We start from the raw sequence: 13,108 nt of genomic DNA, 5'->3' as shown, positions 1-13,108 counted from the left end.
GCCACCCTCCTGCCGATCGGTCTCGTTCTCTGGATCATGCCACACCAGGCCTGAGCCCGCTTTCCATCCAGGGCCGGAAGCGGCAGGATAAATCGTGCCCGCACCGCAATTTTGCCTCTGCTCCCGCGCTCGGCTAGAAGACTGTCGGAACATTTCGTCCGAACGTGCCGAGCAGGAGTTTCGCCGTGGCCTTGATGCCGGTTTCCGACGCCCTTGCTGCGGTGCTGGCGGGTGCAGAGCCGCTGCCTGCAGAGATGGTTTCACTCGACGAAGCCTACCATCGCGTGCTCGCGCAGGACGTCGCTGCGCGGCGTACCCAACCGCCCCAGGCGATGTCGGCGATGGACGGCTATGCCGTGCGCGCGGCCGACGCAGCGACAATCGATTCCAGGCTGACGATGATCGGTGAGGTCGCAGCGGGCCGTCCGTTCACGGGAAGGGTCGGCGCCGGCGAAGCCGTGCGGATCTTCACCGGCGGCGTCGTTCCCGACGGCGCGGACGCAGTCGTGATCCAGGAGGACACGATCGCCGAGGGCAAGCAAATAACGATCAAGGAAGCCGCGATCGTGGGTCGGCACATCCGCCCCGCCGGGGTCGATTTCCGCGAGGGCGACGTCCTCCTGCGCAAGGGAACCCGTCTGACGGAGCGCGATCTCGCCCTCGCCGCTGGAATGAATCACCCGCATCTCGCCGCCTGCCGCCGCCCGAAGGTCGCGATCCTCGCCACCGGCGATGAACTGGTGATGCCGGGCTCAACGCCCGGGCACGGCCAGATCGTCTATTCCAACGGCTACGCCCTGCACGCGCTCGCCCGCAGCGAGGGCGCCGAGACCATCGACCTCGGTGTCGCCGCCGATACGCTGGAGGCCACCACCGCCGGCATCCGCCGCGCGCGCGAAAGCGGCGCCGACGTCCTGGTCACGACCGGGGGCGCATCGGTCGGCGACCACGATCTGGTCCAGCAGGCGCTGAAGGACGAAGGCATCGCGATGGCGTTCTGGAAGATCGCGATGCGGCCCGGCAAGCCGATGATGCACGGACGCTTAGGGACGATGGGCGTCATCGGCCTGCCCGGCAATCCCGTGTCGTCCTATGTCTGCGCCTTCCTGTTCATGGTGCCGCTGATTCGCGCCCTGTCGGGCCGTTCGGTGATTCATCACCATCGCGAGCGCGTCGTGCTGGGCCGCGATCTCGGCGCCAACGACCAGCGCGAGGATTATCTGCGCGCGCGCCTGGAGCTGCGCGACGACGGCACGCTCGTCGCCCTTCCCGTCAGCCATCAGGACTCCTCTCTGCTTGCGAATCTTGCTGCAGCACAGGTACTTCTCGTGCGCGCACCGTTTGCGCCAAAGGCCGAGGCCGGCAGCCCTTGCGAGGTGCTGCGGCTCCCCGTCTGACCTGCGCGGCCACACGCATTCCGCGCGCTCCGTCTTGTTCACGCTAAATTAAGCAGTTGCGGAACATGTATCGAACATATAGTGTCCGTTCATGATTTGTTTCGAGGATGTAGCGGCTTATCGCTGAATTCATCGTCTCGGAATCGAACGACATCAACCGGGGGACTTTGGTCGAGATGTTAACGCGCAAACAATACGAGCTTCTGCGGTTCATCAGCGAACGCTTGAAGGAAAGCGGCGTGCCGCCGTCCTTCGACGAGATGAAGGATGCACTCGACCTGCGCTCGAAGTCAGGCATCCACCGCCTGATCACCGCGCTCGAAGAGCGCGGCTTCATCCGCCGCCTGCCCAACCGCGCCCGGGCCATCGAAGTGATCAAGCTGCCGGAGCTCCAGGCTGCCGCCGGCAACCGACGCGGCTTCACGCCAAGCGTCATCGAGGGCAATCTCGGCAAGGTGCGCGCGAGCTCCAGCCCGTCCGCAGACGAGGGCGAGCGACCCGTTGCGGTGCCGGTGATGGGCCGAATCGCGGCCGGCACCCCGATCGAGGCATTGCAGACCCGCAGCCACACCATCAGCGTGCCGCCCGACATGCTCGGCTCCGGCGAGCATTACGCGCTCGAAGTGCGCGGCGATTCCATGGTCGAGGCCGGCATCCTCGACGGCGACATGGCGTTGATCCAGCGCAACGAGAGCGCCGATACCGGCGATATCGTGGTGGCGCTGATCGACGACGAGGAAGCCACGCTCAAGCGCTTCCGCCGCCGCGGCGCCTCGATCGCACTGGAGCCCGCCAATGCCGCTTACGAGGTGCGCATCCTGCCGCCAAACCGCGTGAAGATTCAGGGCAAGCTGATCGGGCTTTACCGCAAGTACTGATACCGGAACTACTCATACCGGAAGTAGTCAGCGCCTCGCGCGCGCCTTCGATCGGCATCGCCGATCAGAGATCGGAGCGGATGATGGTCCGCTCCGGCGGGATAGCCCTTCTGGTACTGCACAGATTGTCCGGCCCCTCCTCCTTTCGCGACATCCTCGGTAGGCCGCGCGAAGCAACATCGCTTCGCGGCCTTTCGAGTTCGAGGGAGACAGCCCAAATGCGCCAGATCGTTTGAGCGCAGCCGCAGCGACGCTGGTTGCATCATCATGTCGGCAAGGACACGGCCGTGATCTAGAAAATCCGCAACGACCGCGTACACAGCCGAGCTGACGATACTCGGGCTGGCTGGTTTCGCCGGTCGTTGACGCGCGCCTGCCAAATGCACGGAAGCCGACTTTGTTCCTATCGAATTCGGAAAAGATGGAAAAGATAATGTGATCGGGGCTCGCGGATCCCAGCCGTAGATTTGCCTACAACCAAGCAGACCGTCACGTGCTTCCACTCTGGTAGGGGCCTGCGCCTCCGAAAGAGGTGCGGGTCGCTATCTCTGCATTGAGGAGCACCCGATGTGTGACTACAGCCTGCATGCCGTCGCGACGCGCCCCGCAGAAGTCGGCGAGACGATCGTCACGACAACATTCCGCGGCACCTCGACCCGCGGCTTCGCCTCCGAAGCCGATCTCTCCGTCGCGGTCTGCCTGCTGCCGGGAACGGAGCTCGCTTTCGCCGACAACGTCCGTTACGACAACCGCTGGATCTGGACGCGCACCGTCAACTCCCGCGTCGGCAAGTTCGGCAAGATCGATCCGCACATTCCCGATCGCCATCATGATGCGATTGAATTCCCGGACGGCAAATCCGTGCTGGTGACGCAGCTCGTCGAAGGCCAGCGCGCAACCGTGCTGCAACTGCCCGTGACCCAGCCGATCGGCGAGCGCGAGCACAAGCCGCAGATCATCGCCGACAGTCGCCCGACGGTCACGCGACTGCCGATCGGCTGACGCCCCGGCCGACAGGTCGAGGGCCAGGATTGAAATGCCGTCGCCGGCCGAGGCCGGCGAGCCCGGTGGGTTTTTGTTTCACGACATTCGAGCGGCGAACCTCGTCGCCGCACGAAGTTTGGGCCGTCCTGCCTGAATTTTGAACCTCCGCTCCGCAGCCAAATGACCGATGCTGTCGTGATCTGAGGCGGCGGACACGCTCGATGAAAACCTTCATTCGCGTCGTTGAACTCTGGGTGCCTGACCGGACGCGCATGCGGCTGGAATTCGGCGGCGGCCTCTACGATGAAGGGCTGTCCGCGTTCAAGGCCGTCAGCGAAGAGCTGCACTTCGGATATGACGAGGGGCTTCCAGGCAAGGCCTGGGCCTGCGGCCATCCCGTCATCCTCACGAAATTCGCCAACTCCTATTTCAAGCGGACTGATCAGGCCGTCGCGGCCGGCCTCACTTGCGGCGTGGCGGTGCCGGTGTTCGCGGGCGAATTCCTGCAAGCGGTGATGGTGCTGTTCTGCGGCGACGACGAGGCGCATGTCGGCGCGATCGAACTCTGGCACAACGATCCTGATCTCTCCCACGAGATGGGCCTCGTCGACGGCTATTACGGCGCAGCTGACATGTTCGAATTCAACTCCCGCCACACCAGATTTCCTCGCGGCTTCGGACTGCCCGGACGCACCTGGAAGGCTGGCCTGCCGCTGATCATCAAGGACCTGCACGACGCCAAGAGCTTCCTGCGCTGGGAGGACGCAGCCAAGGTCGGGATCAATCTCGGCGTCGGCGTGCCCTACCGAACCGGCACCGACCAGACCTGGGTCCTGACATTCCTCTCCGCGCAGGCAACGCCGATTGCGCGACGCTTCGAGATCTGGGTCCCTAACGAGGCCCGTTCGGCGCTGGTCTTTCGCGCCGGCGATTGCAGCGCGCACACCGACCTTGACGCGCTCTATGCGACCAGATTCATCGCCCGAGGACAAGGCAGCATCGGCGGCGCCTGGGCCACCGGCATGCCGGCGCTCAACGACGATCTCACCCACGACGGCTCGGTCGCCGGCTCGGACGCCTGCGCAGCGGGGTTGAGGCGGATGGTGGCCCTGCCAGTCATCGGCAACGCAAGGCTCGAGGCCGTGCTGGCCTGGTATCTGTAATCGATCGCGTCAATCGTCGGCCTGCAAGTCGGTCTCCGATGGCGTTGCGTCGCGGCTGCGGGGAGCCGCCTTCGGCGCAAGGCTGCCGTCGAAATCACCTTCGCCGGCACCGGCCGGTAACCACGGGCGGTTCGTGCCTCTTGTCCTCACCGCCTGAACCGAAAAGCCGTCGCCACGCTGGGTCAATGCCAGCGCGCCCTGGCGAGCGAGCCGCGGCCGATCCACCACCATCGCCGCACAATCGGGCGGCGCGGGCCGTGACGTCACCACCAGCGCGGCCCGGCTGCAATCGTCCGCCAATGCGTCGATGCGCGAAGCCAGCGCGACCAGCCGTCCGTCGGCGAGCGGCATATCGTGCGACGAGTCCGGCTGCGTGACGCCGCTCGCCAGCGCGCTACTGCCGGCATCGCGCGGATCGGCGTCGGCAGCCAACCACTCCTTGAGCAGGAAATTGTCCTTGCCCGCCCTGATCAGATGCAAACGCCCGTCTCCGCCGCGCACCGCGACGCTCGCGCCGTCCCCGGCAATCAGGATATCGGGCTGCCGCACCGACAGCCCCCAGCCGATGGAAACGAGCAGCACCATGGCACCGCACCAGCGCAAGGGCGTGCGCAACAGGCTCATCACGATGATCCCCAGGCTCGCGGCGATCAGCGGCGCGATGCCAAAAGCCGGGATGCGGCCGACCGCGCCCGGCAATGCCGCCACCCAGCGCGAGACCGCGACCATCCAGTCGATCCCGATCCCCATCAGCCACCAGAACACGCCGTCGAGCCCGAACGGCGCCGCGAGCAGGCCCAGCAGCCCCGCCGGCATCACCAGCGCAGAGACCACCGGCATCGCGCCGAGATTGGCGAGCACGCCGTAGGGCGTGACGCGGTGGAAGTGGAAGGCGGCGTAGGGCGTGGTCGCAAGCCCGGCGATCAGCGAGGCCAGGAACAGCATCGCGATCTCGCGGCCGCCCCACATCGCGATCCGCGCGGTGGCGGAATGATCGGGGGATGCGAACAGGTTCGGCATGCCGATCTGCACCAACGCAACGAGTCCGAGCGTCGCGGCGAACGACATCTGAAAACTCGGATGCACAAGCGCTTCCGGCGCGACCGCGAGCACGATCAGCGCCGCCACCGCGAGCGTACGGAACGTGATGGCGCGGCGATCGACCATCACCGCGATCAGCACCACCGCCGTCATGAAGAACGAACGTTGCGTCGCGACCTCCGCGCCAGACAAAAGCAGATAGAACGCAGCCGCGACCAGCGCCGCGGCCGCCGACCATTTTTTGATGGCAAAGCCGGCTGGCAGTCCCGGGATCAAGGCCAGCAATGCGCGCACCGCGAAGAAGACCACGCCCGCGACCACCGCCATGTGATAGCCGGAGATCGACAACACGTGCCCGAGCCCCGAGATGAACATCGCGTCGTTCACGGGCGTGGAAATCGCATCGCGCCGTCCGGTGAGCAGCGCTGTCGCGATCGCGCGGTTGTCCCCCTCGAGCGTGGCGCGGATGCGGGCGTCGATCGCATCGCGCAGGCCCTGCATGAAGGCGGCGTAACGCAGCCGCAGGCCGCCGGCATCGGGCGGGATTGAAGCCGTGATCGCGCCCATCACGAAGCCGGAGGCGCCGATGCCCTGGAAGAACATGTCGCGCGAGAAATCGTAGCTGCCCGGGCGCACCGGCGAGAGCGGCGGCATCAGCCGCGCCTTCAATTGAACGAAGCTGCCGACCTCGGGCGCAGTGCCCTTGCGCACCGACAGGCGGACGCGTTCCAGCTTGACCTCGCTGCGCTGCGCCTCCATCGCGGTGACGCGCAGCACGAAACGATCGGTGCGCTCGCGGATGTCGCGGGCCTCGACGAAACCCGACAGCGCCACCGAATAGAGCGGCTTGGCCAGCACCGGGTGGGCGATGCGCGCCGTCTTCCAGGTCGCCACGGCAAAGCCGGAAGCGACCGCCGCGATCATGATCGCGGGCGCGAACAGCCGGCTCCGTCGCAGCAGGATCGCGCCGAGCAGGAGTACGGCCGCCGTTGCCGCGACGACCCATAACACCGGCTCGTGATGAGCAGCGAAGTAGAGCGCGATGCCGCCGCCAAAGGCGACCGGCACCCACGGCAGCAGGCGGCCGGGGCCGGCCTCGGCACGGGCCCATTCGCCTAGCGTTTCGACGATTGCGGGCCAGATGCCAAAGCCCGCGGGGGCAAAGCCGCCGGCCGGGCTAGCGCGGCCGACGGGCCACGTCCCGGCAACTCCCTGGGACCGCACTGGCCGGCCCGGCTCCGCCATGTCCCTGCACCTTACGCGACGCGACTGGCACTGAGGCTACCGGAACGTGCGACCGCGCGAATAGCGGTACAGATCGGGAACAAGAGAAGGCGCCCCCTACTTTTCCTCTTCCATGGTCACGGCGACCGAGGCCTTGGCAGACAGCCGCACCTTGTTGCCTTCGACGTCGGCAACGAGGCCCTTGTCGATGAAATGATGGTGGCCCTTGTGGCTGCCCTCGCCGCTGTCCTTCTTGGTCAGCTTGATGCGGTTGCCTTCGACGCGATCGACCGTGCCGATATGGACGCCGTCGGCGCCGATGACTTCCATATGCTCTGCGATGTTCTGCATGGTGGGTTCCTTTTCCGGCCCCCTCACAACGCCTGAGACGCCTTTCCGTTCGCTGATTACGAGACGTCGCGGACAATTCGAGTCCTTGCGATCTCTGTCGCAAAAGCGCCCCGTGTCAGATCGATTGAGCCGAAAGTCTCATAAGTTGGCAGCCCGTGGTGGGATTACACTACGGTTCCCCGCCTCCCCGACAGACGGGCAGGCCAGTGGTGGCTCGCGGCTCTAAGGCCGCCGGAGCTCTTCTCAGGTGGCGCCAAACGCGCCTGAGGTCAGACGTTGCCGACGCAACTCTTTGAATTGGCGCCTGCAACGCCGCGCATCACGCTCTCCGCGAGAAGATCGACGCTGAATCAAGCGAGGAGACGTTTTGAAACCATAGGAGGCGCACATGCAGGTACCGAGCGATTTTCGCCGCGTGATCATCGCTGCGTCGGTAGGAAACATCATCGAATGGTATGATTTCTATATCTTTGGCAGTCTGGCCGCAGTTCTATCGGTCAAGTTCTTTGAGCAGTCCCACCCCATCGCCGCCCTGCTCAGCACGATCGCGCTGTTCACGGCAGGATTTCTGATCCGTCCGGTGGGAGCATTCCTGTTCGGATGGATGGGTGACCGGGTCGGCCGCAAATATACGTTTCTCGTCACGCTCACCGGAATGGGACTGGGCACGGGAGCGATCGGATTGATCCCAACCTACCAGTCGATCGGGCTGACGGCTGCGATCCTTCTCTTCGGCTTGCGCATGATCCAGGGGCTGTGCCTGGGCGGCGAATATGGTGGCGCCATCACCTATGTTGCCGAGCATGTGCCTGACGACAAGCGCGGCTACTACACCGGCTGGCTACAGACCTCTCCGACTCTCGGGATCGTGGTATCGCTGGCAGTCATCATCCTGACCCGAACCTATGCCGGCAATCAGGCCTTCGATGAATGGGCGTGGCGCATTCCGTTCCTGGTGTCCTTCCTGCTGGTGGCCATCGCGATCTATATTCGCCTCCAGCTCCAGGAGACGCCGATCTTCCAGGAGATCAAGGCCCGCGGACAGATGACGAGGAATCCGTGGAAGGAGGCCTTCCTCAGTTCGAACGTCAAATACATCGGGATCGCCATTGTGGTCCTGATCGGACAGGGCGTGGTCTGGTACAGTGGTCAATTCTGGGCGCTATACTTTCTGCAGCAGGTCTCCAAGGTGGACCCGCTGACCTCGGCCTACATCGTGGGAGCAGCATTGCTCATTGCAACGCCGAGCCTGATCTTCTTTGGCTGGCTGTCGGATCAGATCGGCCGCAAGCCGGTGATCCTCGGAGGCATGCTGCTCGCCGCGATCACGTACTATCCGCTGTATCTGTGGCTGGGATCGGTCACGCAGCCCGGAAACATCAACTATCCGACCGCTATCTTCATCATCTTCATCCTCGTTTGCTACGTCGGGATGGTGTACGGGCCGGTCGGCGCATTTCTGGCAGAATTCTTCCCCGCCAGGATCAGGTACACGTCGGTCTCCGTGCCGTACCACATCGGCAACGGCTGGGGTGGCGGATTGGTGCCGTTCATCACCTCGGCGGCATTCGCCGCGACCGGCAGCATCGGCTACGCACTGATCTACCCGATCGTGGTCCCCGCGGTGTGCTTCGTGCTCGCTGTCTTCCTGATGCCGGAGACGCGCAAGATCAGCATCTGGCAACCGATCGAGCCCAGAGCCGCATTGTGATGGCTTGTGATGGGATGACCTGGTGCAGGACCGCGAGGCCCTGCACCGCACATTTCCTTCGGAATGCCGGAGCCAAATCCCCCCTCTCCGACCGTCAGTGGATAGAGGTCGGCGAAGTTCGGCTAACCGCTCTTGTCAGCCGGCTGGATGATGCCAGCGATCGTGCCACCAGGCGGTGAAGTCACGATCGGTCATCAGTTCCCAGCCGCCGAGCAAGATCACCAATATGCCCGACAATACGCTGCTCACCGTGGCTGATGCTGACTCATAGCCAATGGTCCAAGGCGCCAGCACAAGAGCCAGACCCAGCAGCATTTCTCCCCACTCTTCCAGATATGACGGGATGACAAACGCTTCTACGGCAAAGAGCACGACGCCGAGCCCGAGCGCGATGGTGATCCAGACAGCCGCCCCGGACAAGCCCAGGACGAAGGACGACAGGACCAGCCATACGCCGACCAACAGGCTGGCAGCATCTTGCCAATGTTGGATGCGCATAATGCTCACCTCCCCTCTTCCAATTAGATGGGGCGCACCGATGAAAATGCATCCATCCAACCTGCGTTATGTTGCCGCTGCGCTGATCCGGGGCGCCAATCCTGACACGTATGTCGCTGGAAAGGGCCCCAGCAACCGCCTTGCGTCAGGACGCAGGACGTTCCGCTGCCGCTAGATCAGCGATGTCCGCGACGAGGCGTGGTGATTGACGATCTTCCAACCGCCGTCCTCGCGGATGATCACCCAGCTCATCTTGACGATGAGATCGTCCCGCTCGCCCGCGAGATCGAACGAGATGGTCGCGGCCATGTTGATCAGATCAGGGCCGGCCTGCGCTGCGTTCACGTCGGAGAACACGGCACTCGGCTTGCGCCAGCGCGGCAGGCCGTTGAAATAATCGGCAACGCCGTCCCTGCCCCGATAGAGTTTTGGGTTGGAGCCGAAGAAGAACGCGCTTTTCGAATAGAGCGACGACAGCGCGGCCGCATCGAGCGTCGCGAAGCCGGCGCACCATTTCGCGATGATGGCGGAAACGATGGCGTCGGCCTCTTTGCTCATGTGCGCCTCAACCTTTCGCGACTTCCTTCGCGAAGGTGTCGCGCAAGCCGATGGTGCGCGAGAACACCGGCTTGCCGGGCGTCGAGTCCTTGTCGCGCACGAAATAGCCCTGGCGCTCGAACTGCATCGGCTCGGTGGAGTTGCTCTCCGCCACCGATGCCTCGATCCGCGCGTCCGCGAGGATCTCCAGCGACTGCGGATTGAGATCGGCCGCGAAGTTCGAGGCGTCCGGGCTCGGATTGGCGAACAGCTGGTTGTAGATGCGGATCTCCGCGGGCACCGAATTCGCCGCGGGCAGCCAGTGCATGGTCGCCTTGACCTTGCGGCCGTCGGGCGCGTTGCCGCCCTTGGTCGCGGGATCGTAAGTGCAGCGCAGCTCCACCACCTCGCCGGCGTCGTTTTTGATCACGCCGGTGCATTTGACGAAATAGGCGTAGCGCAGCCGCACCTCGTTGCCCGGCGACAGGCGGAAGAACTTCTTCGGCGGGCTCTCCATGAAGTCGTCCTGCTCGATATAGAGCTCGCGGCCGAACGTAATCTTGCGCGTGCCGGCGCTGGGATCGTCGGGATGGTTGATCGCCTCGAGCTCCTCGGTCTGCCCTTCCGGATAGTTCTCGATCACGACCTTGAGCGGGCGCAGCACGCCCATGCGCCGCTGCGACGTGCGGTTGAGCTCCTCGCGGATGCAGAACTCGAGCATGCCGACGTCGACCACGCTATTGGCCTTGGCGACGCCGATGCGCTTGATGAATTCGCGCAAGGCGGCTGGCGGCACGCCGCGGCGGCGCATCCCCGCCATGGTCGGCATCCGCGGATCGTCCCAGCCGGCGACATGGCCGTCGCGGACGAGCTGAGTCAGCACGCGCTTGGACAGCAGCGTATAGGTGATATTGAGCCGCGCCATTTCGTACTGATGCGGCCGCGAGGGTACCGGCAGCTTCTCGATGAACCAGTCGTAGAGCGGCCGGTGGTCCTCGAACTCCAGCGTGCAGATCGAATGCGTGATGCCTTCAATGGCGTCCGACTGGCCGTGGGCGTAATCGTAGCTCGGATAGATGTGCCACTTGGTGCCGGTGCGCGGATGGTGCGCATGCAGGATACGGTACAGCACGGGGTCGCGCAGATTGATGTTGCCCGCGGCCATGTCGATCTTGGCCCGCAGCACCCGCGTGCCGTTCGGGAATTCACCGGCCTTCATGCGGCGGAACAGGTCGAGGTTTTCGTCCACACTGCGGTCGCGGAACGGCGAATTCTTGCCGGGCTCGGTCAGCGTGCCGCGCGAGAGACGGATCTCCTCCTGGGTCTGGTCGTCGACATAGGCGAGGCCGTCGCGGATCAGCTGCTCCGCCCATTCGTACAGGCGGTCGAAATAGTCCGAAGCAAAGAACAGGTTCTTGCCCCAGTCGAAGCCGAGCCAGCGCACATCGGCCTGGATGGAATCGATATATTCCTGCTCTTCCTTGACCGGATTGGTGTCGTCGAAACGCAGATGGCAGCGGCCCGGAAACTCCTGGGCGATGCCGAAATTGAGCGCGATCGACTTGGCATGGCCGATATGCAGATAGCCGTTCGGCTCCGGCGGGAACCGGGTCACGATCTCCCTGTATTTGCCCTGGTCGAGGTCGGCCTGGATGATGTCACGAATGAAATCGCGCCCAACCTCAGCTGCCACCGGTTCTGTCATTACGAAAATCCTGTCGGGAAATCAGCGGTTCTTCTGCCAAATTCGGAAGGCTGAGCCAAGAGCTTAAGCAAGGCCTTGAGCGGGGCCCGGCAGGTCCGCCGACGGGCTTTGTTTATGTCCCGTTCCTGCTATACACCACCGCCTCCAAAGCATAGGCCCTGCCAAGAATGACCGATTCCGTCGTCACACGCTTCGCTCCCTCGCCGACCGGCTTCCTCCATATCGGGGGCGCCCGCACCGCGCTGTTCAATTGGCTGTACGCGAAGAAGCACGGTGGCAAGATGCTGCTCCGGATCGAGGACACCGACCGGGAGCGTTCCACGGAGGCTGCGATCGGCGCCATTCTCGACGGCCTGAAATGGCTGGAGCTCGGCTGGGACGGCGAGGTCATCTACCAGTTCAGCCGCGCCGCGCGCCACCGCGAAGTCGCCGAGCAGCTGCTCGCCGACGGCAAGGCCTATCGCTGCTACGCGACCGCCGAGGAACTAACCGCCATGCGCGAGAAGGCGCGCGCGGAAGGGCGCACCCGCCTCTATGACGGGATGTGGCGCGATCGCGATGCCGCGACGGCCCCGTCCGACGTCAAGCCGACGATCCGGCTGCGCGCGCCGCAGACCGGCGAGACCGTGATCGAGGACCAGGTCCAGGGCCGCGTGATCTGGCAGAACGAGAACCTCGACGACCTCGTGCTTTTGCGCGGCGATGGCAACCCGACCTACATGCTCGCTGTGGTGGTCGACGATCACGACATGGGCGTGACCCATGTGATCCGCGGCGACGATCATCTGATCAACGCCGCGCGCCAGAAGCAGATCTACGATGCGATGGGATGGGCTCTGCCGAGCATGTCCCACATCCCCCTGATCCACGGCCCGGACGGCTCGAAGCTCTCCAAGCGCCATGGCGCGCTCGGCGTCGATGCCTACCGCGCCATGGGATATTTGCCGGCCGCGCTACGCAATTACCTCGTCCGGCTCGGCTGGAGCCATGGCGACCAGGAGATCTTCTCGACCGAGGAGATGATCGCGGCGTTCGACCTCGCCAGCGTCGGCCGTGCCGCCGCCCGCTTCGATTTCGCCAAGCTGGAAAACCTCAACGGCCACTACATCCGCCACGCCGACGATCAATCACTCGTGAAGATGTTCGAGGACGTGCTCGACCATCTCGTGCCCGCACGCGACGAGCTCAAGGCCAAGTTAAACGACACCACGCGCGCCCAGCTTCTCAAGGCCATGCCGGCCCTGAAGGAGCGCGCCAAGACGCTGATCGAGCTGATCGACAGCGCTTATTTCATCTTCGCCGACCGGCCGCTGGAGCTCGATCCCAAGGCACAAGCGCTGCTGACGCCAGAGAACCGCAAGCTGATCGGCCAGCTTCATTCCGCGCTGGAGAAAGTCGAGACGTGGAGCGGCGCGACCACTGAAGCTGCGCTGCGCACTTTTGCCGAGGAAAATAGTCTCAAGCTCGGCGCGGTCGCCCAACCCTTGCGGGCCGCGCTGACCGGGCGGACGACATCGCCTGGTATATTTGAGGTTTTGGACGTCCTGGGACGCCAGGAAAGCCTCGGCCGGCTTAAAGATCAGTCTACGACGTAAGTCGAGCATGCGTGCGGTGATCTT

At 64.3% G+C, this 13,108-nt stretch carries 11 protein-coding genes; 6 read left to right on the top strand and 5 right to left on the bottom strand.

Annotation, left to right across the window (positions count from 1 at the left end; translation table 11 throughout):
* Positions 1–185: 185 nt before the first annotated feature.
* The 4 genes from CV770_RS05170 to CV770_RS05155 all read left to right on the top strand — a co-directional run bounded on the left by CV770_RS05170 (position 186) and on the right by CV770_RS05155 (position 4,422).
* Positions 186–1,397 carry a molybdopterin molybdotransferase MoeA gene (locus tag CV770_RS05170; protein WP_104461550.1) on the top strand — a complete coding sequence of 404 codons (1,212 nt, stop codon included), beginning with the start codon at positions 186–188 and terminating at the stop codon, positions 1,395–1,397.
* Positions 1,398–1,573: 176 nt separating this feature from the next.
* Positions 1,574–2,275, top strand: a complete 702-nt coding sequence (gene lexA, locus CV770_RS05165) for a transcriptional repressor LexA (RefSeq protein WP_091965799.1) — start codon at positions 1,574–1,576, stop codon at positions 2,273–2,275.
* 567 nt (positions 2,276–2,842) lie between these two features.
* Complete coding sequence (locus tag CV770_RS05160; RefSeq protein WP_028141557.1) at positions 2,843–3,277, top strand: hypothetical protein; 435 nt, start codon at positions 2,843–2,845, stop codon at positions 3,275–3,277.
* 203 nt (positions 3,278–3,480) lie between these two features.
* Positions 3,481–4,422, top strand: coding sequence for a GAF domain-containing protein (locus CV770_RS05155; protein ID WP_104461549.1), 942 nt, complete (start codon positions 3,481–3,483; stop codon positions 4,420–4,422).
* 9 nt (positions 4,423–4,431) lie between these two features.
* Here CV770_RS05155 and CV770_RS05150 read toward each other — a convergent pair whose 3' ends face one another.
* The gene (locus CV770_RS05150) at positions 4,432–6,708 is read right to left on the bottom strand and encodes a ComEC/Rec2 family competence protein (RefSeq protein ID WP_104461548.1); all 2,277 of its coding nucleotides are present in this window, start codon (positions 6,706–6,708) and stop codon (positions 4,432–4,434) included.
* A 96-nt stretch (positions 6,709–6,804) separates the two neighbouring features.
* A complete protein-coding gene (locus CV770_RS05145) occupies positions 6,805–7,038 on the bottom strand; it encodes a DUF2171 domain-containing protein (protein WP_091965758.1) in 234 nt (77 codons plus the stop codon).
* Positions 7,039–7,426: 388 nt separating this feature from the next.
* On the opposite strand from CV770_RS05145, the gene CV770_RS05140 reads away from it, so the two are divergent.
* Entirely contained in the window at positions 7,427–8,749 is a 1,323-nt protein-coding gene (locus CV770_RS05140) for an MFS transporter (protein ID WP_091965759.1), read from the top strand.
* A 135-nt stretch (positions 8,750–8,884) separates the two neighbouring features.
* On the opposite strand, the gene CV770_RS05135 is transcribed toward CV770_RS05140, so the two are convergent.
* The 3 genes from CV770_RS05135 to CV770_RS05125 all read right to left on the bottom strand — a co-directional run bounded on the left by CV770_RS05135 (position 8,885) and on the right by CV770_RS05125 (position 11,489).
* On the bottom strand, positions 8,885–9,247 hold the full coding sequence (locus CV770_RS05135; RefSeq protein ID WP_165637767.1) for an SPW repeat protein: 363 nt from the start codon (positions 9,245–9,247) through the stop codon (positions 8,885–8,887).
* Positions 9,248–9,418: 171 nt separating this feature from the next.
* Positions 9,419–9,805 (bottom strand): nuclear transport factor 2 family protein, encoded by a 387-nt coding sequence (locus CV770_RS05130; protein WP_104461547.1) that lies wholly within the window; start codon positions 9,803–9,805, stop codon positions 9,419–9,421.
* A gap of 7 nt (positions 9,806–9,812) precedes the next feature.
* Positions 9,813–11,489 carry a glutamine--tRNA ligase/YqeY domain fusion protein gene (locus tag CV770_RS05125; protein WP_104461546.1) on the bottom strand — a complete coding sequence of 559 codons (1,677 nt, stop codon included), beginning with the start codon at positions 11,487–11,489 and terminating at the stop codon, positions 9,813–9,815.
* 167 nt (positions 11,490–11,656) lie between these two features.
* On the opposite strand from CV770_RS05125, the gene gltX reads away from it, so the two are divergent.
* Complete coding sequence (gene gltX / locus CV770_RS05120; protein WP_104461545.1) at positions 11,657–13,084, top strand: glutamate--tRNA ligase; 1,428 nt, start codon at positions 11,657–11,659, stop codon at positions 13,082–13,084.
* The last annotated feature ends 24 nt before the right edge of the window (positions 13,085–13,108 follow it).

Origin of the sequence: Bradyrhizobium sp. AC87j1, from assembly GCF_002936975.1 — a bacterium.
Lineage (GTDB): Bacteria > Pseudomonadota > Alphaproteobacteria > Rhizobiales > Xanthobacteraceae > Bradyrhizobium > Bradyrhizobium shewense.
The sequence above is the reverse complement of the archived record's forward strand: the minus strand, read 5'-3'. Positions and strand labels throughout refer to the sequence as shown.